18 protein-coding genes and 1 riboswitch are annotated in these 20,916 nt (G+C 66.0%); of the genes, 6 read left to right on the forward strand and 12 right to left on the reverse strand.

The genetic code is table 11. The features are described 5' to 3' along the window. A partial coding sequence (locus tag AAHE99_RS25405) for a 5'-3' exonuclease (protein WP_342120675.1) occupies nucleotides 1–969 on the reverse strand: 969 nt, incomplete at its 3' end. A gap of 111 nt (nucleotides 970–1,080) precedes the next feature. Between AAHE99_RS25405 and AAHE99_RS25410 the strand changes: the two genes are divergently transcribed. From AAHE99_RS25410 to AAHE99_RS25430, 5 genes are read left to right on the forward strand one after another with little or no spacing between them, the layout of a single operon-like run. Beyond that, nucleotides 1,081–1,509, forward strand: a complete 429-nt coding sequence (locus tag AAHE99_RS25410) for a hypothetical protein (RefSeq protein WP_342120677.1) — start codon at nucleotides 1,081–1,083, stop codon at nucleotides 1,507–1,509. 36 nt (nucleotides 1,510–1,545) lie between these two features. Next, nucleotides 1,546–2,502: a homoserine kinase gene (locus tag AAHE99_RS25415; RefSeq protein ID WP_342120678.1), complete on the forward strand. Its 957-nt coding sequence runs from the start codon at nucleotides 1,546–1,548 to the stop codon at nucleotides 2,500–2,502. After that, nucleotides 2,503–3,291 carry a BPSS1780 family membrane protein gene (locus tag AAHE99_RS25420; protein ID WP_342120680.1) on the forward strand — a complete coding sequence of 263 codons (789 nt, stop codon included), beginning with the start codon at nucleotides 2,503–2,505 and terminating at the stop codon, nucleotides 3,289–3,291. It abuts the gene before it with no gap. After that, complete coding sequence (locus AAHE99_RS25425; protein WP_342120681.1) at nucleotides 3,281–4,387, forward strand: acyltransferase family protein; 1,107 nt, start codon at nucleotides 3,281–3,283, stop codon at nucleotides 4,385–4,387. The genes AAHE99_RS25420 and AAHE99_RS25425 overlap by 11 nt, the downstream gene beginning before the upstream one ends. A gap of 25 nt (nucleotides 4,388–4,412) precedes the next feature. Beyond that, nucleotides 4,413–6,722 (forward strand): UvrD-helicase domain-containing protein, encoded by a 2,310-nt coding sequence (locus AAHE99_RS25430; protein ID WP_342120682.1) that lies wholly within the window; start codon nucleotides 4,413–4,415, stop codon nucleotides 6,720–6,722. Nucleotides 6,723–6,734: 12 nt separating this feature from the next. Here the strand turns inward: AAHE99_RS25430 and AAHE99_RS25435 are convergent, their stop codons facing one another. After that, nucleotides 6,735–6,956 (reverse strand): GNAT family N-acetyltransferase, encoded by a 222-nt coding sequence (locus AAHE99_RS25435; protein WP_342120683.1) that lies wholly within the window; start codon nucleotides 6,954–6,956, stop codon nucleotides 6,735–6,737. A 136-nt stretch (nucleotides 6,957–7,092) separates the two neighbouring features. Here AAHE99_RS25435 and AAHE99_RS25440 point away from each other — a divergent pair, with 136 nt between their 5' ends. Beyond that, nucleotides 7,093–10,530 carry an EAL domain-containing protein gene (locus AAHE99_RS25440; protein WP_342120684.1) on the forward strand — a complete coding sequence of 1,146 codons (3,438 nt, stop codon included), beginning with the start codon at nucleotides 7,093–7,095 and terminating at the stop codon, nucleotides 10,528–10,530. On the opposite strand, the gene AAHE99_RS25445 is transcribed toward AAHE99_RS25440, so the two are convergent. The 10 genes from AAHE99_RS25445 to thiC all read right to left on the reverse strand — a co-directional run bounded on the left by AAHE99_RS25445 (nucleotide 10,455) and on the right by thiC (nucleotide 20,728). After that, complete coding sequence (locus AAHE99_RS25445) at nucleotides 10,455–11,597, reverse strand: hypothetical protein (RefSeq protein WP_342120686.1); 1,143 nt, start codon at nucleotides 11,595–11,597, stop codon at nucleotides 10,455–10,457. The genes AAHE99_RS25440 and AAHE99_RS25445 overlap by 76 nt on opposite strands. 10 nt (nucleotides 11,598–11,607) lie before the next feature. Then, on the reverse strand, nucleotides 11,608–13,785 hold the full coding sequence (locus tag AAHE99_RS25450) for a M56 family metallopeptidase (protein WP_342120688.1): 2,178 nt from the start codon (nucleotides 13,783–13,785) through the stop codon (nucleotides 11,608–11,610). A gap of 172 nt (nucleotides 13,786–13,957) precedes the next feature. Beyond that, nucleotides 13,958–15,064 (reverse strand): S-(hydroxymethyl)glutathione dehydrogenase/class III alcohol dehydrogenase, encoded by a 1,107-nt coding sequence (locus AAHE99_RS25455; RefSeq protein ID WP_342120690.1) that lies wholly within the window; start codon nucleotides 15,062–15,064, stop codon nucleotides 13,958–13,960. A gap of 49 nt (nucleotides 15,065–15,113) precedes the next feature. Next, nucleotides 15,114–15,506 (reverse strand): response regulator, encoded by a 393-nt coding sequence (locus AAHE99_RS25460; RefSeq protein WP_342120692.1) that lies wholly within the window; start codon nucleotides 15,504–15,506, stop codon nucleotides 15,114–15,116. A gap of 160 nt (nucleotides 15,507–15,666) precedes the next feature. Then, entirely contained in the window at nucleotides 15,667–16,296 is a 630-nt protein-coding gene (locus AAHE99_RS25465; RefSeq protein WP_342120693.1) for an ANTAR domain-containing response regulator, read from the reverse strand. Nucleotides 16,297–16,314: 18 nt separating this feature from the next. Beyond that, complete coding sequence (gene thiE / locus AAHE99_RS25470) at nucleotides 16,315–16,932, reverse strand: thiamine phosphate synthase (protein ID WP_342120695.1); 618 nt, start codon at nucleotides 16,930–16,932, stop codon at nucleotides 16,315–16,317. Nucleotides 16,933–16,941: 9 nt separating this feature from the next. Continuing rightward, nucleotides 16,942–17,877 (reverse strand): bifunctional hydroxymethylpyrimidine kinase/phosphomethylpyrimidine kinase, encoded by a 936-nt coding sequence (gene thiD / locus AAHE99_RS25475; RefSeq protein ID WP_342120696.1) that lies wholly within the window; start codon nucleotides 17,875–17,877, stop codon nucleotides 16,942–16,944. Then, nucleotides 17,874–18,656 carry a thiazole synthase gene (locus AAHE99_RS25480; RefSeq protein ID WP_342120697.1) on the reverse strand — a complete coding sequence of 261 codons (783 nt, stop codon included), beginning with the start codon at nucleotides 18,654–18,656 and terminating at the stop codon, nucleotides 17,874–17,876. The genes thiD and AAHE99_RS25480 overlap by 4 nt, the downstream gene beginning before the upstream one ends. A gap of 9 nt (nucleotides 18,657–18,665) precedes the next feature. Beyond that, nucleotides 18,666–18,869, reverse strand: coding sequence for a sulfur carrier protein ThiS (gene thiS, locus AAHE99_RS25485; RefSeq protein WP_342120698.1), 204 nt, complete (start codon nucleotides 18,867–18,869; stop codon nucleotides 18,666–18,668). After that, on the reverse strand, nucleotides 18,866–20,728 hold the full coding sequence (gene thiC / locus AAHE99_RS25490) for a phosphomethylpyrimidine synthase ThiC (protein ID WP_342120699.1): 1,863 nt from the start codon (nucleotides 20,726–20,728) through the stop codon (nucleotides 18,866–18,868). The genes thiS and thiC overlap by 4 nt, the downstream gene beginning before the upstream one ends. A gap of 51 nt (nucleotides 20,729–20,779) precedes the next feature. Further along, a riboswitch (TPP riboswitch) is annotated at nucleotides 20,780–20,882 on the reverse strand. Between the last annotated feature and the right edge of the window lie 34 nt (nucleotides 20,883–20,916).

Genomic DNA, 20,916 nt, shown 5'->3' on the forward strand with positions numbered 1-20,916 from the left:
GTCGCTGGGGGGGGGGGGCGGGGCGGCCCCCGGGGGGGGGGGGCCCCCCCGCGCCGGTGCGGCGGCGGCTCCGGCGGCGGCGCTGCCCGGCGCCGGTGCGGCCGGGGTCAGGCCCGACAGTTCGCGCAGCAGCGTCTTGAAGCCATACTTGGTGAAGAAGGCGATCAGCATCTCGCGGTCTTCATCCTTCGCGCCCAGCGATTCGGAAATCGACATCATGTGCGCCGACAGGTCGCAGTCGCACTTGACGGTGATCAGCTCGCGGCCCTTCGGCAGCCATTCCAGCGCCGCGCGCAGGTTGCCGCCCACCACGCCGCCGATCTTGTCGGCGTTTTGCATGATGCCATCCAGGCTGCCGTATTCCTGCAGCCATTTCAACGCGGTTTTCGGGCCGCATTTGGCCACGCCCGGCACGTTGTCGACGGTGTCGCCGATCAGGGTCAGGTAATCGATGATGCGGTTCGGCGGCACGCCGAATTTGGCCAGCACGCCCGCCTCGTCCAGCTTCTCATTGGTCATGGTGTTGATCAGGGTGACGTGCGGCGTCACCAGCTGCGCCAGGTCCTTGTCGCCGGTGGAAATCACCACTTCCATGCCAGCCTTCTCAGCCTGCACCGACAGGGTGCCCAGCACGTCGTCCGCCTCCACCCCCTCCACCATCAGGATCGGCCAGCCCATGGCGCGCACCGCCTCGTGGATCGGCTCGATCTGCAGGCGCAGGTCGTCCGGCATCGGCGCGCGGGTCGCCTTGTAGTCCGGATACATGTCATCCCGGAAAGTTTTTCCCTTGGCGTCGAACACGCAGGCGATATAGGCGGCGGGGAAATCGGCGCGCAGGCGGCGCAGCATATTGACCATGCCGTGCATGGCGCCGGTCGGATAGCCCTCGGCGCTGCGCAGGTCTGGCAGGGCGTGGAAGGCGCGGTACAGGTAGCTGGAACCATCGACCAGCAACAGGGTCTTTTGCATAGCAGGGTGTGTGGTGTAAATCTCAATATTCCATTATCGCAGAGTTTTGCAACCGGACAGGGGGGCTTTTGATACAATGGTTAAACCAATAAAACTTAGCGAAATCCCATCATGCGCGCCTCCCCTTCCTGGCTTGCTGTACCCCTCTTCCTGCTGGCCGCCGGCGCCGCGGCCCAGTCCGCACCGCCCCAGCCGCAGCCGAAGCAGCTGGAAAAAATCGAGGAAGTCGACAATCCGGTCACCGTGACCTCGAAATCGGGCACGGAAACCAAAATCGTCGAGAAGCGCGAAGGTGGCCGCGTGACCGAAGCCAAGGTCAAGAGCGGCAGAAGCACGTACACCGTCAAGCCGAATACCCCGGCTGGCAGCGCACTGCCCGGCGATGCCGCCGGCTCGGCCAACCGTGGCCCGCAGTGGACCGTGCTGGAGTTCGACCTCCTCAGCAAGAAGAAGAAACGTTCTGCCGAGGAAGCGGACAAGGAAGACGGCCCGCCGCCGCCTCCACCGCCAGCCCAGCCGGCCGCGCCAGCCTCCAAGTAAGCGCGCGCCCCACACGAACACTAAATCTGGTAACTCATGGCAGTTTTTACCCCGGTCACTCTGGAAGATGTCGGCCACTGGATCACCCAATTCCCGCTTGGCAAAGCCGTTGCGCTGAAAGGTATCGCATCCGGCATCGAAAACAGCAATTTCTTCATTACGACTGAGCGCGGCGAATACGTGCTCACGATTTTCGAAAACCTCAGCTTCGAGCAGCTGCCGTTCTACCTGCAGCTGATGCACCACCTGGCCGACCACGGCGTGCTGGTGCCGGCCCCGGTGGCCAACGACAAGGGCGAACTGTGCGTGCCGCTGCACGGCAAGCCGGCCGCCATCGTCTCCAAGCTGGAAGGCAAGCCGCAAATGGCGCCGCAGCCGGTGCATTGCGCTGAGGTCGGCGCCATGCTGGCGCGCATGCACCTGGCGGGCCAGGACTTCACGCTGCAGCAGCCTAACCTGCGCGGCCTGCCATGGTGGCGCGAAGCTACCGCCGCCGTGCTGCCGCACCTGGCGCTGGAACAGGCCCACCTGCTGCACGAGGAAATGAAATTCCAGGAAGCGCTGCATGCTTCCGCCGACTACCACGCCTTGCAGCGCGGCCCGGTGCACGCCGACCTGTTCCGCGACAACGTGATGTTCGACGGCGAGCGCCTGACCGGCTTCTTCGACTTCTACTTCGCCGGCTGCGACAGCTGGCTGTTCGACGTGGCGGTGACCGTCAACGACTGGTGCATCGACCTGGCCAGCGGCCAGATCGACGAAGCGCGCGCACGCGCCATGCTGGACGCCTACCATGCGGTGCGTCCATTCACGGCCACAGAGCATTCGCTGTGGCCGGCCCTGCTGCGCGCCGGCGCCCTGCGTTTCTGGATCAGCCGCCTGTACGATTTCTACCTGCCGCGCGCGGCACAGATGCTGACGCCGCACGACCCGACCCACTTTGAGCGCATCCTGCGTGAGCGCATTGCCGTCCCGGCACCGGAGCTGTATTAAATGAGCAAGATACCCGCCAGCGCAGGCCCAGCCTGGATCCGTGAAGGCTTCGCCATCTTCCGCAAGCAACCCGGCGGATTGATGCTGGTGATGCTGGCCTACCTGCTGGCCAGCGTGGTGCTGGGCATTATCCCGCTGGTGGGGCAATGGCTGCCGGTGGTGTTGGGGCCGGTGTCCACCGCCGTCTTCCTGCAAGCCTGCCTGGCCGCCGACCGCGACCAGCGCCTGACGGGCGAGGTGCTGCGGCCGATTTTCCAGAAGCCGGTGTTCCCGCGCCTGGTCGGACTCGGTGCACTGTTCGTGCTGATGGTGTCCCTGCTGGCCCTGATATTTGCCGGCATGGTCGGCAGCGACGCCATCCTGCAGATGGCGGTGCCGCAGGCCAAGCCTGAGATATCGCAGGCGCTGCCTGGCAGCGGCAGCGCCCTGCTGCTGGTGTTCCTGCTCTCGCTGCCGATCAGCATGGCGATGCTGTTTGCCGCCCCGCTGATCAACTGGCAGCAGATGGGCGTGGGCAAGGCCCTGTTCTACAGTTTCTTCGCCGTGTGGCGCGCGCTGGCGGCCTTCGTCGTCTACTTCGTGTGCTGGATGGTGATCGTCATGCTCGGCATGTTTGCGGTTCAGCTGGTGGTCGGCCGCACGGCGCTCGGCATGGCGCTGTCGCAATCGCTGCTGATGGTGATGGTGATGGTGATCCAGTGCTCGGTGTACGCCGCCTACCGCACCATTTTCGGCGGCCCCGGCAGCCAGGATAGCCCGGTCAGCCAGGAGAGCGCCGATGGGGCGTAACCCGCGCGCACTGTCCAGCGCCACCTCCTCGCACGACAATGGCTTCAACCTGGTGCGGCTGGTGGCTGCCACCCTGGTGGTGGTGTACCACGCCTGGCAGCTGAACGGGCGCACGCCCGGCGCGCAAGACCCGCTGACGGCCTGGCTGTCGCCGGTAGCCGACCTGGGCATGGTGGCGGTCGGCGTATTTTTCCTGGTCTCCGGCCTGTTCGTGTCGCACAGCTGGCTGCGCGACCCGCACCTGCTGCGCTTTGCCGTACGGCGCGTGACGCGCATCGTGCCTGGCCTGCTGGTCTGCCTGCTGCTGACCACGACCGTGGCCGTCACCTTCTTCTCGCCGCAAGGCATCGCCGGCCTGTTCAGCGCCGACGCCTGGCATTACATCTTCAGCAACGCCACCCTGCACAGCCTGCGCTACCTCGACCCGCCCGCCGTGCTGGCGATTCCCGGCGTGCTGGAAGGCCGCGCGCTGAATGGTTCGCTGTGGACGCTGTACTGGGAAGCGCGCATGTACGTGGTGCTGGCTCTGCTCGGCCTGGCCGCCGTGGCGCCGATGCGCGTCTGGCTGCTGGTGTCCTCGCTGGCCCTGATCGCGGCGGCGCAAGCCTTCCCTGCCCTGCTGTCCGGCTATATCTGGGAAACCGCGTTCTGGACCCTGTTCCTGGGCGGGATCGTGCTGCAGACGCTGGCGCGCCACCTGCGCTTTGGCGTCGGAATGGTGCTGGCCACCGGCATCCTGCTCGCGCTGAACTGGACCCGCAACGCAGCGCTCACCCCGAGCGGCTTCTCGCTGGTGGGCGTCATGCTGTTCGCCTGCGCCGTGGCGCTGTGGGTGGGCAGCGCGCGCCTGCCATCCTGGCTTAGCCACATCCAGAAGCACGATTATTCCTATGGCGTCTACATCTACCACTGGCCGGTGATGCTGATGCTGGCGCACGTGATGCCGGAAGCCGGCGCCCTGCGCCTGCTGGCGGCCGGCCTGGTGGTGACTTTCGCCTGCGCCGCCTTCAGCTGGCACTGCGTGGAACACCCGGCCATGAAGCTGGCGCGCCGCATGCCGAAACGGCAACCGGCGCCGCTGCGCGCCGCTGCCTGAGCGGCCCGCCGGGTATAATGGCGGGATGCAGAATCTCCTCCACAACCTCAATCCCGAACAACTCGCAGCAGTCACCCTGCCACCGCAAAATGCCCTGATCCTGGCCGGCGCCGGATCGGGCAAAACGCGCGTGCTGACCACCCGTATCGCGTGGCTGATCCAGACCGGGCAAGTGTCCCCTGCCGGCGTGCTGGCCGTGACCTTTACCAATAAAGCGGCGAAGGAAATGCTGACCCGTCTCAGCACCATGTTGCCGATCAATACACGCGGCATGTGGATCGGCACCTTCCACGGCCTGTGCAACCGACTGTTGCGCACCCATTACAAGGATGCGGCGCTGCCGCAGACTTTCCAGATCCTCGATTCGCAGGACCAGCTGTCGATGATCAAGCGCCTGCTGAAGGCGAACAATATCGACGACGAGAAGTTCCCGCCGAAGACGGTGATGTACTTCATCAACAACAACAAGGACCAGGGTTTGCGCGCTTCGCAGGTGGAGGCCTATGACGCGATGGAGCGCAAGCTGGTCGAGCTGTACCAGCTGTACGACGACCAGTGCCAGCGCGAAGGCGTGGTGGATTTCGCCGAACTGCTGCTGCGCACCTACGAACTGTTGTCGCGCAACGAGCCGCTGCGCCAGCACTACCAGCAGCGCTTCCGCCACATCCTGGTGGACGAGTTCCAGGATACCAACAACCTGCAATACGCCTGGCTGAAGCTGATGGCCGGCCATGCCTCGCCGTTCGGCGGCGCGCTGTTTGCGGTGGGCGACGATGACCAGAGCATCTACGCCTTCCGCGGCGCCAATGTGGGCAATATGCAGGCGTTCGAAAGCGAGTTCCAGGTCAAGAACCTGATCAAGCTGGAACAGAACTACCGCTCGCACGGCCACATCCTGGATGCGGCCAACCTGCTGATCTCGAACAACAGCCGCCGCCTGGGCAAGAACCTGCGCACCGACGCCGGCCACGGCGAGCCGGTTCGCGTGTACGAGGCCAGCTCGGACTTGCAGGAAGCACAGTGGATCATCGAGGAAGCCAAGGCCCGTATCGCGGAAGGCGCAACGCGCCGCGAGATCGCCATCCTGTACCGTTCCAATGCGCAGTCGCGCGTGATCGAGCATGCGCTGTTCTCGGCCGGCATGCCTTACCACGTGTACGGCGGCCTGCGCTACTTCCAGCGCGCCGAAGTCAAGCACGCGATCGCCTACCTGCAGCTGATGGACAACCCGCATAACGATTCCGCTTTCCTGCGCGTGGTGAACTTCCCGGCGCGCGGCATCGGCGCGCGCTCGATCGAGCAATTGCAGAACGCAGCGGCCACCTATAACTGCTCGCTGTATGCCGCCGTGCCGTATATGGTCGGCAAGGCCGGCAGCGCACTGGGCTCGTTCACCAAGCTGATTGAAGGCGTTCGTTTCGAAACGCAGCAGATGGCGCTGCCGGAGCTGGTCCGCGTCACGCTGGATTCGTCCGGCCTGCTGCAGCATTACCAGAATGAGAAAGAAGGCGCCGACCGCGTCGAGAACCTGGAGCAGATGGTGAGCGCCGCGACCCAGTTCGTGTCGGAAGAAGGTTTCGGCCAGGGCGCACCCGCGCACCTGGGCCCGCAGGCTTCCGCCGCCGCTGGCGCGCAAGTGGTGGTGGCGGACGGTGTCGAAATCATCGACGCCGATGCCCCGCTGGCCACCGTGATGTCGCCGCTGTCGGCCTTCCTCTCGCACGCCTCGCTGGAAGCGGGCGACAACCAGGCGCAGGAAGGCCAGGATGCGCTGCAGCTGATGACCGTGCACTCGGCCAAGGGCCTGGAATTCGACAACGTCTTCATCACCGGCCTGGAAGAAGGCCTGTTCCCGCACGAAAGCAGCTCGAAAGAGGACGGCGGCGTGGAAGAAGAGCGGCGCCTGATGTACGTCGCGATCACCCGCGCCCGCAAGCGCCTGTACATGTCGTTCTGCCAGACCCGCATGCTGCACGGCCAGACGCGCTACAACATGAAGTCGCGCTTCTTCGACGAACTGCCGGAAGAGTCGCTGAAGTGGCTGACCGCCCGCGTCCAGCAAGGCAACTGGTTCGGCACCGGTTCGCGCAAATCGGCCTGGGATGAAATGCCGTCCGTGCCAAGCGCCGACAACCGCCTGGCCGCACGCATCAACCAGGCTTCCGGCGCCTCCGGCGGCTGGCGCATCGGCGAATCCGTGGCGCACGCCAAGTTCGGCGAGGGCGTCATCATCAACATTGAGGGCAGCGGCGCCAACTGCCGCGCGCAAATCAACTTCGGCAGCTCCGGCATCAAGGTGCTCGACCTCTCGGTCGCCAAGCTGGAACGCGTCTAAAGCCGTCCAGCCTTAGCGCACCAGCACTTTGTTCATGGGGATTTCGTCCAGCGTGGCGGCGAATTCCAGCAGATGCTCCATCAACATGCGCGCGGCGCCTTTGCCGCGATGCGCGGCCGCCACATAGAGGCCGCGGATATGCACGCGGTGGCGCTGCTTGGAACCGCTGTCGCGGATCAGGCGCAAGGCGTGGCCGGCAGCGGCATCATCGGCAGTAAGGGGGCGCAGGTACATGGTTGCAATCGGCAAGCAAATCCCGTTTATCGACATGCTTTCTGCCATTAATGTAGTTAATACGAGAATCGCAATATTTCTGCTAGATTGGGAGAGTCGCTGTCCGTTATTGCAATAACTCATTATAAGGGTTGCAATGTTCGACTACCTGATACTCGTCCTGGGCGCGCCCGACAGCAGCGTGCTCTATCTAGGCCATTACGATCCCCTCCTCGTCATCCTGTCGGTGGCGGTCGCTATTTTTGCTTCATATGCCGCCTTGCTGGTCGCGCAGCTGCTGCCGACCGCAGGCAGTGCGGCGCGCCGTGCAGGCTGGCTGGCAGCGGGCGGCTTTTGCCTTGGACTCGGCATCTGGGCCATGCACTTCGTCGGCATGCTGGCCTTCGCCCTGCCTTGCGCTACCAGCTATGGCGCCGGCCTGACCCTGCTCTCCACCGTGCCTGGCATGCTGGCCAGCGCGCTCGCGCTGCATGTGATCAGCCAGGGCCCACCCAGCCCGCGCCGGCTGTGGGTAGGCGGCACCTTGCTCGGCGCCGGTATCGGCGCCATGCACTACACCGGCATGGCCGCCATGCAGTTCGAAGGCATGATCCAATACGACCTGCGCCTGTTCCTGCTGTCGATCGTGGTGGCCGTGGTGCTGGCGACCACCGCGCTGTGGCTCAAGTTCCGCCTGGGGCGCCTGCAAGGGCGCTGGCGTCCCGCTTCGCCGCTGTGGAGCTCCTGCGTCATGGGGCTGGCGGTGGCCGGCATGCATTACACGGCGATGGCCGCCGCCTACTTCGTGCGCAACGGCGGCAGCGAGGCCGGCGACGCGGCCCACATCAGTCCCAGCGTACTGGCGGCATCGGTGCTGGTCTTCACCAGCATACTGATCGTGATTACCATCGTGGCGACCTATGTCGGCAAGCGTCGCCTGTTTTCCTTCGAGCGTTCGTACCGCCTGATCGCCATGCTGCTGATGGTCTGGAGCGTGATCGCCTGGCTCGGCGCCGGCTACTTCCAGGATCACCTGGCCGACGAAATGCTCCAGCACGAGCGGCAGATGGCGCAGGACCACGCCGTCAACGTGGCCAGCAATATCGAAGAAAGCCAGGCCCGCCTGCGCGGCTTCGCGCTGATGCTGGCGCGCGACTCCGGCATCCGCCGCATTGCCCTGCAGGCCGGCGGCGACGACGCATCCAACGAGCAGCTGGCGCAAACCGCACGCGCCCTCAAGGTCGACAGCATGTTCGTGCTGGATGCGACGGGCACCTGCATCGCCACCAGCAACGTGGCCGAATCCCCGCTCTTCGTCGGCCGCAATTTCGGCGACCGCGACTACTTTATCCAGGCGCGCGCCGGCGAGCAGGGCGAACAATACGGCGTCGGACGCGACGGCAAGGTGGGCGCGCTGTACTACGCCCACGCGGTGCGCAGCGGCGACCAGTTCCTTGGCGTAGCCGTGGTCAAGCTGAACGCCAGCGCGCTGGGCGCCATGGCCGGCAATACGCACGCCTGGATTGCCGATATCAACGGTGTCATCATCCATGCCGCCGACGCCCGCCTGCGCCACCAGGCGCTGCCTGCCGCCAGCGCGCAGGGCCTGGAACTGCAGCAGCGCCGCCAGCGCTACGGGCAGGAACGTTTCGAAAGCATCACCCTTGAACCATGGCACAGCGCCGCCATGCCCGGCGTGGCGCGCATCGCCGGCGCCGGCATACCGAGCGTGCTGGCCACCCGTGCACTGGTCGACGGCACCATGACGGTGACCGTGCCGCGCCCCCTGCCAGCCCTGCTGCACCAGGGCACGCGCCGCTTCTGGATGTTCATGCTGATGGAACTGGCCGGCGGCATGCTGGTGGCCGCCGCCACCGCCACCGCACTCTACCTGCGCGAAAAGCAGAAGGCCGACGCCGACCTGCGCGTGGCCGCCACCGCCTTCGAATCGCTGGAAGGCATGGCCATCACCGACGCCGAGCACATGATCCTGCGCGTCAACCGCGCCTATACCGACATCACCGGCTATACCGAACGCGATGCACTCGACAGCGAACTGCTGGTGTGCGACGAGCCGGCCATGCAGCAGCGCATCTGGGACGGCGTGGCCGCGCACGGCGCCTGGCAGGGCGAAGTCTGGCAACAGCGCAAGGGCGGCGGGCGCTTCCCCTGCTGGCTGGTGGTGACGGCCGTGCGCAACGCGGCCGGCGAGATTACCCACCATGTCTGCGCCCTGACCGACATCACCGAACGCAAAGCCTCGGAGCAGGAAATCCGCAACCTGGCGCTGTTCGACTTCCTGACCCAGCTGCCCAACCGGCGCTGCCTGATGGACCGCCTGCACCACGCGCTGGCGGCCAGCGCGCGCACCGGCCAGTGCGGCGCCCTGCTGTTCATCGACCTCGACAACTTCAAGGACCTGAACGACACGCTCGGCCACAATGTGGGCGACATGCTGCTGCAGCAGGCCGCGCGCCGCTTCGTCGGCTGCGTGCGCGATAGCGATACCGTGGCGCGCCTGGGCGGCGACGAATTCGTGATCATGCTGGAGAACCTGGCCGAGGACAACGAGCTGGCGGCCGAGCAGGCGCGCGCCATCGGCGCCAAGCTGCTGGCGCGCCAGAACGAGCCCTACACCATGGGCCCGCACCAGCACAGCTGCACTTCCAGCGTCGGCATCACGGTGTTTCGCGGCGACATGGAAAGCGTGGAGGACTTGCTGAAGCAGACCGATATGGCGATGTACCAGGCCAAGGCGCCCGGCCGCAACACCATGTGCTTCTTCGACCCGGCCATGCAGACCGTGGTCAGCGCGCGTGCCGCGCTGGACGCCGACCTGCGCCACGGCCTGGCGCTGCAGCAGTTCCTGCTGCACTACCAGCCGCAGGTCGATGGCGAAGGCCGCATCACCGGCGCCGAGGCCCTGCTGCGCTGGCAGCATCCGGTGCGCGGCCTGGTGCCGCCGATGCAGTTCATCCCGGCCGCCGAGTCATCGGGCCTGATCCTGCCGCTCGGCGCCTGGGTGCTGGAGCAGGCTTGCGAACAGCTGGTGGCCTGGGCCGCCAACCCGGCCACCGCCAAGCTGGAGCTGGCGGTCAACGTCAGCCCGCGCCAATTCCACCAGAGCGACTTCGTGGAGCAGGTGATGGGTGCACTGGCGCGCAGCGGCGCCTCGCCGCGCCGCCTGAAGCTGGAGCTGACCGAGGGTTTGCTGCTGGACGACGTGGAAGCCTCGATTGCCAAGATGGCGGCACTGCAGGCGGCCGGCATCGGCATTTCGCTGGACGATTTCGGCACCGGCTATTCCTCGCTGGCCTACCTCAAACGCCTGCCGCTATACCAGCTGAAGATCGACCGCTCCTTCGTGCGCGACATCGTCCATAACGCCGACGATGCGGCCATCACCAAGACCATCCTGACCCTGGCCGACAGCATGGGCCTGTCCGCCATTGCGGAAGGGGTGGAATCGGAAGAACAGCAGCGCTACCTGGCGCGCCAGGGCTGCCGCGCCTTCCAGGGCTATCTGTTCGGGCCGCCGCTGCCGGTGGAGCAGTTCGAGGCGCTGCTGCAACCGGTCCGGCTGGCAAGGGCCTGACCATTGAGCTGCCCCGCCAGGCGGTCCAGCAGATCGAGCTGGCGCCGCACTTCCGGCGTCTGCGGCAGGCGGGCGCGCAGCGCACCCGCGTTGTTGAACGGCGCCGCCAGGTGCGCGTAGCGCCGCTCCAGCTCCGGCACCTGCGCCAACTCCAGGAACAGCAAGTGGATGTAGAGATCCATCATGCCCTTGGTGTGATGGCTGCCGATGCTGGTGCCGCCCAGGTGGATCACGCCGCCATCGGCGAACTCGAACTGGACCAGCTCCATGCCTTCCGAATAGCCCAGCGCCAGCAGCACATGCAGCGTGTCATAGAAATCGTGGTACGGCTTGAGCGTTTCGCCATCGCGCAGGCCGGCGCCGCGCAGCTGGCCGCGCGCCGCGGCCGGCACCTTGCGGTAGATGCCCGCGCCCACGCCGTACTGCCGCATCAGGCGCTGCCAGGCCGCCGCGCGGAAATACAGGAAGTGGGTCAGCGGATAGGTCCAGCGCGGGCCGCTATCGGCCAGAAGGCATAGCAGGAACTCGGCGTCGCTGAAACGCAGCTCCTGCAGCACGCGCTGGTCGAACAGGTAGAGGTCGTGGTCGAGAATGCCGAAGTCGTGCGCATTATGGCGCAGCATCATGTCGATCATGGCGCCGTGGTTGACGCTGGAACGCGGCAGCGTGGCCACGCGGAACTGCGGCAAGTCCGGGAAATGCTGCCGCAGCAGCGCCGCTTCCCAGGCACGCGCGCCATTCAGCAGCAGGACGATGGGCAGCCGGCCCGCCACCAGGCGCAGGCAAGGCAGCAGGAAGTGCAAGGTGTCCGGCATGACGATGACGTAAAAATGGCCGCCCAGGCGCTCCGCGATGCCCGCCTGGAAGGCGGCAAAGCGGGGCGCGCTGGCGCGGCGCATCAGGAAGCCATCGTTGACGGCGTAAGCCAGGCGGCGATAGGCCCGCAGCGCGACTGCCGCCAGCAGGCGGCGCGCCGCTGTCGGCGTGCTGGCGTGGCGCTGGCGCAGGCGTTGCCACAGCTCCCGCGCCGCACGCACATTGGCGCGCAATCTTGTCGTTATGCCCATGCCGGGCAGTTTACATCACCGGCTTGGCGCTACCGTTGCTGATGGCTTCTTCAATCAACGCGCGCGAGGTTTTGTCGGCTTCGCGCGACAGTCGGCCCTGCTCGCGGCCCAGCTCGCCCATCCTGCGGCCCAGTTCCTGCAGCGGCTTGGTGGCTTCGGCGATGCGGGCATGCATGGCGGCCATCGGGGCGTGGCGCGCGGCGATGGCGGCGTGGCTGGCGGCGATTTCAGCGCCCTGGCGTGCCATCTCTGCGCTCAGCGGCTCCATTTGCTTGCGCAGTTCTTCCATATCGCGTTCGAGCTGGGCGCGGGTCTTGTCGTCGGCCAGCGCCATCTTGCGCGAGGCTTTCTCCATGGCGCGGCCGATGCGTTCCTGCTGGCGCGCCGAGTTTTCCAGCTTGCGTTCAATGGCGCGTTCCATCTCGCGCTGGGCGCGCTGCTGTTCCTTGCTGCCCATGGCCGCTTCGACTTCCTTCTCGATCTGGGCGCTCATGGCTTCCACTTCCTTGCTGTGGACTTCCATCTGCTTGCCCTGCTCTTCCATCTTCTTGCCATGCGCTTCGGCCGGCTGCCAGGCGGCTTTGACCTTGGCCAGCAGGGCCGGGTCCTGGATCACGTAGGACTTGCCTTCCTTGCGGACGTAGATGTAGTCGCCCTTGGTTTCCAGCTTCAGGCGGCGCGCTTCGTCCAGATCGCCACGGCGGCCGTGCACGTGCATGGCCTCTTCGCCGTCGCGCACGATGGCATAGGCGGTGCGGCCGCTATCGTCCAGGTAGATATGGCTGCCGTTGTAGATGCCTTTCAGTTCCTTGGGCGGCTTCGGTGGCTTGGGCGCCTTGGGTGGCTTGGGCAGGCCGGCCGGTACGGCTGGCGGGGCCGGCACATCCGGCACAGCACCCATCGGCGGGGCTGGTGGTGCTGGCGGCGCAGGCGGTGCGGGTGGCACCGGCACGTCCTGGTCGTCGGCATCAGACGCGCCGGAGGTCATCGGGACGGGACTGGGAGCCGGTGCCGGGCTGGCGGCGGGCGCGGCTTCGGCGGCTGGTGCGGCTTCAGCGGCGGGCGCAGCCTCGGCGGCGGGGGCCGCTTCGGCAGCCGGCGCGGCCAGCGCCGCTGGTGCGGCAACGGCGCTGGCGGCCGGGAGCGTCACCGCTTGCGGCATCGCGTGGGCATACAGCGCGGCGCAGGCGGCAAAAATACCAAGTAATGGGGTCGCCATCTTCCAGCTCAGGGGCTGTGCATCAGGACGGATCAGGCGTTTGATACGGGACATGAGGTCTCCTCCGTGTGCCGCGGGGGCAGCAAAGTGTGTGGTGGTGAACTGGAATTTATCCAGCTCGGAAAGTGCAAGTGCCAGGCGCCGCGGTTCGCCGAGCGTGCTTGCGGCCAAATCATCTGCAATCTGTTCGCGCTCGAGGCGGATCTGCTTGGACAGCATCCAGACACTCGGGTGGTAGAACAGGAAAATCTCAATGCCGCTCTGGACCAGGTTGACCAGGTAGTCATGGCGGCGCACATGGGCCAGCTCGTGGGCCAGCAGCGCTTCCAGCAGGTCAGGCGGCAAGCCGCTGACCAGCGAGGCTGGCAGCAGCACAATCGGGCGCAGGATGCCGGCCGTGATCGGGCCTTCCAGCGCATCGTCGGATACACCAAGCCGCACGTTGCGGCGGATGCCCATGCGCTGCGCCAGCGCACTGGCGCGCGCCTGCCAGGCCGGGTCGGCATGGTAATGGCTGGGCAAGGTGCGGGTGCGCACCCATTGCAGGCCGAGCGAGAGGCGCAAGGTCATCAGCGCAGCGCCGGCCGCCCACAGCAGCACCAGCCAGGGGATCTGGCGGCGCAGCAGGTATTCCCAGGAAGTCATGGCGTCGACATCGACCAGGGCGGTTTCCACGCCCACGCCATCGGCGGCGCCGGGGATGGCGGCGATGGCGCTGCTCTCGATCGGCGCCGGCAGCACATAGCCGGTGTCGGCCGCATCAGCCAGGCGCCAGCCGAAATTGGCCAGCGGCAGCGCCGCGCACAGCAGCAAGGCCACGCAGGCCACCAGGTAGCGCGCCTGCGGGCGGGCATTGCGCAAGGCATGCAGGGCCAGTGCCGCCACACAGCCGATCAGCAGGCCTTGCCACAGGAAGTGCAGCAGGGACCAGCCCAGGGCGGGGATGACGGCGTTCAGCAATTGGCTCATGGATGCGGCTCCGGTTATGGTGTCCTTGCAATCTAGATTAAATGATCTAGAACTTTGTGTCTAGAACTTTTTGTCTAGATACGGGTGCAAGTGCTCAGGAGCCAATGTAGCCACACGCCGCCGGGGCGGCGCGGGTTTTGCGACAGGCGGCAGAAAATGCCGCCCAGGATGCTCAATACACGACGACCGAACGGATCGACTCGCCCTTTTCCATCAGGTCGAAGCCTTCGTTGATGCGTTCCAGCGGCAGGGTATGGGTGATCAGCTCGTCGATCTTCAGCTTGCCTTCCATATACCAGTCGACGATCTTCGGCACGTCGGTACGGCCGCGCGCGCCGCCGAAAGCGGAACCGAGCCAGTGGCGGCCGGTCACCAGCTGGAACGGCCGGGTGGAAATCTCCTGCCCCGCCGCCGCCACGCCGATCACGATCGACTTGCCCCAGCCCTTGTGGCAGCACTCGAGCGCCTGGCGCATCAGCTGGGTATTGCCGACGCACTCGAAGCTATAGTCAGCGCCGCCATCGGTCAGCTGGATGATGGCGTCCACCACATTCTCCACGTTCTTCGGGTTGATGAAGTGGGTCATGCCGAACTGGCGCGCCATTGCTTCGCGCGCCGGGTTGATGTCGATGCCGATGATCTTGTCGGCGCCCACCATCCTGGCCGCCTGGATCACGTTCAGGCCGATGCCGCCCAGGCCGAACACCACCACATTGGCGCCCGCCTCCACCTTGGCCGTGAACAGCACGGCGCCCACGCCGGTGGTCACGCCGCAGCCGATGTAGCACACCTTGTCGAACGGCGCGTCCGGACGGATCTTGGCCAGTGCGATTTCCGGCACCACGATGTAGTTGGAGAAGGTCGAGGTGCCCATGTAATGGAACAGCGGCTGGCCGCCCAGCGAGAAGCGGCTGGAACCGTCAGGCATCAGGCCCTTGCCCTGGGTGGCGCGGATCGCCTGGCACAGGTTGGTCTTGCGCGACAGGCAGAATTTGCACTGGCGGCATTCGGGCGTGTAGAGCGGGATGACATGGTCGTCCTTCCGCAGCGAGGTGACGCCCGGCCCCACGTCGACCACCACGCCGGCGCCTTCGTGACCGAGGATGGCCGGGAAGATGCCTTCCGGGTCGGCCCCGGACAAGGTGTAATGGTCGGTGTGGCAGATGCCGGTGGCCTTGATCTCCACCAGCACTTCGCCCGCGCGCGGGCCGTCCAGTTCCACCTCTTCAATGGTGAGCGGGGCGCCCGCCTTCCACGCTACTGCCGCTTTGGTCTTCATCGCACAACTCCCGATGTGATAAAAGCGACAGCATAGCCTAAGTCCTAACTTACGTCCGCGCCGGCAGCATCGCTTCCAGCCCCAGCATGTGCGACACGGTGCGCCATAGCTGGCGCGGCGAAGTCCACGGCTTGGGCAGGAAGGCGTGCGCCTGGTGGTGCAGCATGGGCTGGCTGGCCGAATACAGCAGCACCGGCGTGTGGTGGTCAGTCTGGCGCATATAGCGGATCAGGGTGTGGCCGTCGCCGTCGGGCAGGTCGGGATCGATCACCAGCAGCGCGAATTCGCCCTGCTCGAGCAAGGTGCGCGCCTGTTCGTAGGTGGCGGCATGCACCACATGGGTTTCGGGGGCCAGCAAGGTCGCCAGCACCACGGCCGAATCTTCGTCGGGATCGACGTGCAGCACCCGGGGCGCCGGATGCAAATCAAACGACATATTCATGAAAGGGTTCTCCGCACTGCAGGAAAAATTGTCGGCGGAGCTGGGCCGAGGGATGTTGCTGGGCCGCGAAGGAGGGGCGGCCACTGGAGGAACTACGGCTGCGGGCGAGGTGAGGCCCGCAACCGGTAGTTTACGTCATTCCAGTGGCTAAGGGAAAGTTTTATTTTTTCAAACGTGAGTTGAAAGCAGCATGCAAACCGTTCAACATTTCCTCGGCGGCCAGCAATTGGTCGGCCACTTCATTGATCTTGCGGCGACTGGAGCGGGCATGGTCGCGCAGCACTTCGAAGGCGGTGTTGCGGTCGGTCTGGTATTTGCACATCAGCAGGCCGACGGCCAGGCTGGTTTCGCGCCCGGCGGCCAGGGCGGCGTTCAGGTTGATCTCGGTGCGGCGCAGCTGGCGGATCTCGTCGGCGCGCGCCAGGCCGGCCTCGAAGGCAGGCATCAGGTGCTGCTCGTCGACCGGTTTCACCACAAAGCCGACCGCCCCGTAAGCGGCGGCCTGCTTGCCGGCATCGGCATCGCCGCGGCCGGACAGGAACATGAACGGCACCGAGGTATTGCGGTTGAGCTGCTTGGCCAGCTCCAGGCCGGACATGCCGGGCATGTGGATGTCGAGCAGGGCCAGGTCCGGTTCGCGCTCGGCGATCAGGGCCAGGGCCTGGTCGGCGGAGTAGGCCAGCATGGTGTCATGGCCGGCGCGCGCCAGCAATTCACCCAGGAACTCGGTCAGGATCTTGTCGTCGTCGACAATCAGGATCAGGCGCTTTTGTGGAGGCTGGGCGTTCATTGGGCGGCAACCTTATGGTTATGCTAATGGGGAAATTATAGACCGAAACTCCGCCACCGCCGCAGCGACGTCATTTGCCAGATACACACTGCTGATGGCGGCCACCAGCTGGGCTCCCTCCGCCACCAGCGGCGCCGCGTTGTGCGCCGTCATGCCGCCGATCACGCACAGCGGCACCTCGATCACTTCACGCGCGTGACGCAGGATCGAGGGCTGGGTGGTGACGGCGTATTGCTTGACCCTGGATGGGTAAAAGCCGCCGAACGCCACATAGCTGGCGCCGGCCGCTTGCGCCGCCTGGGCGCGCGGCAGTTCGCCGTAGCAGGAGGCGCCGATCAGCTTGTTGGGACCGAGCGTGGCGCGCACTTCCGCGATGGGCGCGTCGGTGCCACCGAGGTGCACGCCGTCGGCGCCCAGCTCGCGGCACAGCGCAACGTGGTCGTTGACCAGGAAGGGGACGTTATATTTGTGGCACAGCTCACGCAGCGCCCCGCCCTGCTCGCGCCGCAGCGCCGGGCTGGCATCCTTGTGGCGGTACTGCAGCAGGGCGACGCCGGCTTGCAGCGCCTGCTCGGTGACGGCCAGCAGTTTGTCGGTGTCGTCCCAGTTGGGGGTGACCAGGTAAAGTCCTTGCATGGTTTCTCCTTATCGCTGCGGGATGCGCTGGCCGGGGGCAATCGCATACGAAGCAGCCAGCGCGCGCTGGGTGTAGTTCTGTGCTTTGCCCAGCGCCTGCGCCATGCTGTTGCCCAGCGCCAGCAGGGCTGCCGTGGATGCGGCCAAGGTGCAGCCGCTGCCGTGGAAGGTGCCGGGCAGGCGCGGCCAGCTCCAGTTCTGCTGGCAGTCTGGGCCAAGCCAGCGGTTGGTCACCACATTGGTGCCCTCCTCGTGGCCGCCGGTCACCAGCACGTGCTTGCAGCCCATCGCGCGCAAGGCATGCGCATGCGCCAGCGCGGCGCCGTGGGCGGTGCCATGCCACGCGGCGTGGCCCACGGCGCTGCGCGGCAGGCGGCCGTCGCCTTCGTCGGCAGCGCCATTGGCGACGGCCAGGACGGGACGCGCGGCCTGGGCGTGCGCACCGGCGGCGAGCGCGGCGGCCTCGGGACCGTTGGGGGTGATCAGGGTGGCCAGCGGCAGCAGCGGCGCCAGGGCGCGTGCGGCGTCATCGCGGCCCAGCGCGTCGCCGTTACCGCTGCGCAGGACCGGGTCCAGCACGACGGGCGGATCGCTGTACAGATTCTGCGCCCAGCCCGGCGCGGCGCCTGCGGCCTGGCGGTGCGTGGCGCGCATTTCGCCGATCAGCTGGGCGATCGCCAGCGCATTCTCGGCACTGCCGGGGATGCCGATCTTGACCGCCGCCACCGGCACCTGCGCCAGCAAGGTGCGCGCCTGCTGCAGCAAGACTTCCGGCGCCACCGGCAGCACCGCATGCACGCGGTTATTGTCCTGCACCGTGATGGCGGTCAGCACCGGCAAGGCATGCGCCCCCATCGCGGTGATGGCCTGGATATCGGCCGCCATGCCGGCGCCGCCCGAAGGATCGGCGCCGGAGAACACCAGCACGCAAGGCCGGTCGCTCATGCGATCCTCCCTGCCATCGGCGACGATGGCGAGGCGGCGAACTTGCGCGGCATGCGCCCGGCCAGGAAGGCTTCGCGCCCGGCCTGCACCGCCAGCTTCATGGCGCGCGCCATGCGCACCGGATCGCCGGCGGCGGCGATGGCAGTGTTCATCAGCACACCGTCGCAGCCCAGCTCCATGGCGATCGCCGCGTCGGAGGCGGTGCCGACACCGGCATCGACCAGCACCGGCACCTGCGACTGCTCGATGATCAGCGACAGGTTCCACGGATTCAGGATGCCCATGCCCGAGCCGATCAGCGACGCCAGCGGCATCACCGCGCAGCAGCCGATATCTTCCAGCATGCGCGCCTGGATCGGATCGTCGCTGCAATACACCATCACGTCGAAGCCATCCTTCACCAGCTCGCGCGCGGCGACCAGGGTTTCCGGCATGTTGGGGAACAGGGTCCTCTCGTCGCCCAGCACTTCCAGCTTGACCAGCTTGTGGCCGTTCAGCAGCTCGCGCGCCATCTGCAGCGTGTAGACCGCATCCTTGGCCGTGTAGCAGCCGGCCGTATTGGGCAGGATGGTGAATTCATGCGGCGGCACAAAGTCCAGCAGGCTTGGCGCATGCGGGTCCTGGCCGATGTTCACGCGGCGGATCGCCACGGTGATGATTTCCGCGCCGGCCGCCAGGGTGGCCTCGCGCGTCTGCGGCAGGTCCTTGTACTTGCCGCTGCCGACCAGCAGGCGCGATTGGTATTCCTTGCCAGCGATGATGAGTGGTTTGTCCTGCATATGATCCTTTCAGCCGCCGCCAATGGCGCGCACGATATCGACTTTGTCATGAGGAGCCAGCGCGACCTGCGGCCAGCGCTGGCGCGGCACTACCTGGCGGTTGACCGCCAGCGCCAGCGCCTGCCCTTCCAGCTGCAGGGCCGCGATCAGGGCGTCCAGCGTCTGGCAAGGCGGCACCTTGTGCGGTGCGCCGTTCAGCTCAATTTCCATCATGGCTGCTGCTCGCGGTAGATCTGCGCGCCGCCCTTGACGAACTCAATGGACTTTTCCACCATGCCTTTGGCGGCGAACTCACGCACTTCCTGCGTGATCTTCATCGAGCAGAAATGCGGGCCGCACATGGAGCAGAAGTGCGCCACCTTGGCCGAGTCCTTCGGCAGGGTCTCGTCATGGAATTCGCGCGCACGGTCAGGATCCAGGCCCAGGTTGAACTGGTCTTCCCAGCGGAACTCGAAGCGCGCCAGCGACAGCGCGTTGTCGCGGATCTGCGCGCCAGGATGGCCTTTCGCCAGGTCGGCGGCGTGGGCCGCGATCTTGTAGGTGATGATGCCTTCCTTGACGTCGGCCTTGTTCGGCAGGCCCAGGTGCTCCTTCGGCGTCACGTAGCACAGCATGGCGGTGCCGTACCAGCCGATCTGCGCCGCGCCGATGCCGGAGGTGATGTGGTCGTAGCCCGGTGCGATATCGGTGGTCAATGGGCCCAGCGTATAGAACGGCGCTTCGGCGCATTGCTCCAGCTGCAGGTCCATATTCTCTTTGATCAGCTGCATCGGCACGTGGCCCGGGCCTTCGATCATCACCTGCACATCGTGCTTCCAGGCGATCTGGGTCAGTTCGCCCAGCGTCTTCAGCTCGCCCAGCTGGGCGGCATCGTTGGCGTCCCACACCGAGCCCGGACGCAGGCCGTCGCCCAGCGAGAAGCTGACATCGTAGGCCTTCATGATTGCGCAGATCTCTTCGAAGTGCGTGTACAGGAAGTTCTCTTTGTGGTGGGCCAGGCACCACTTGGCCATGATCGAGCCGCCGCGCGACACGATGCCGGTCATGCGGTTGGCCGTCAGCGGCACGTAGCGCAGCAGCACGCCGGCGTGGATGGTGAAGTAATCGACGCCTTGCTCCGCCTGTTCGATCAGCGTGTCGCGGAAGATTTCCCAGGTCAGGTCTTCGGCCTTGCCGTTGACCTTTTCCAGCGCCTGGTAGATTGGCACGGTGCCGATCGGCACCGGCGAATTACGCACGATCCATTCGCGGGTTTCGTGGATATGCTTGCCAGTGGACAGATCCATCACGGTGTCGCCGCCCCAGCGGATGGCCCAGGTCATTTTCTCGACTTCCTCGCCGATCGAGGAAGTCACTGCCGAATTGCCGATATTGGCGTTGACCTTGACCAGGAAATTGCGGCCGATGATCATCGGCTCCAGCTCCGGGTGGTTGATATTGGCCGGAATGATGGCGCGCCCGCGCGCGATTTCCTCACGCACGAATTCCGGCGTGATCAGCTCCGGAATCGCCGCGCCGAAAGACTCGCCGCGGTGCTGGCGGCCCAGCAGCTCCGCCATGCGCACGCCCTTCTCGCCGCTGGCGCGCAGGCCGTCCAGGTATTCCTGGCGGCGCAGGTTCTCGCGGATCGCCACATACTCCATTTCCGGCGTGATGATGCCCTGGCGCGCGTAATGCATCTGCGTGACGTTGGCGCCGGCCTTGGCGCGGCGCGGCTGGCGGTGCAGCTTGAAGCGCAGCGCATCGAGTTCGGCATCGGCCAGGCGCTGGCGGCCATAGTCGGAAGTCGGACCGTCCAGCAGCTCGGTGTCGCCCCGCTCCTCGATCCAGGCCGCGCGCGGCGTACCGAGGCCGGAGCGGATGTCGATCTGCACGTCCGGATCGGTATAGGCGCCCGAAGTGTCGTACACGGTGACCGGCGCATTGTCGCCGGACAGGCTGATTTCGCGCATCGGCACACGCAGGTCGGCGCGGCTGCCGGTGACGTAGATTTTGCGGGAGTTGGGCAGCGGTGCAACGGCTGCGGAATCGACCTCGGCCTGCTCGGCGAGGAATTTTGCGTTGGCGTTCATTTGGCTCCTTGGTTGGCACAGGAGCCAGCAAAGGAGGTTAGGCGCGCGCGCAGGCGCATCCTGAAGCTTCCCTTCGCTGGCATTATCCAGATCAGGTTCGGAGGGTATTTCTCACCCGCGCAGCTTGCGCCGCACAGGACCCCTAGCGTTTGCCACCTTTCGGTAGCGAGCGGATTATATCTATAATC

It is taken from the genome of Pseudoduganella sp. OTU4001, assembly GCF_038440195.1.
In the GTDB taxonomy this organism is placed as follows: Bacteria; Pseudomonadota; Gammaproteobacteria; order Burkholderiales; family Burkholderiaceae_D; genus Rugamonas.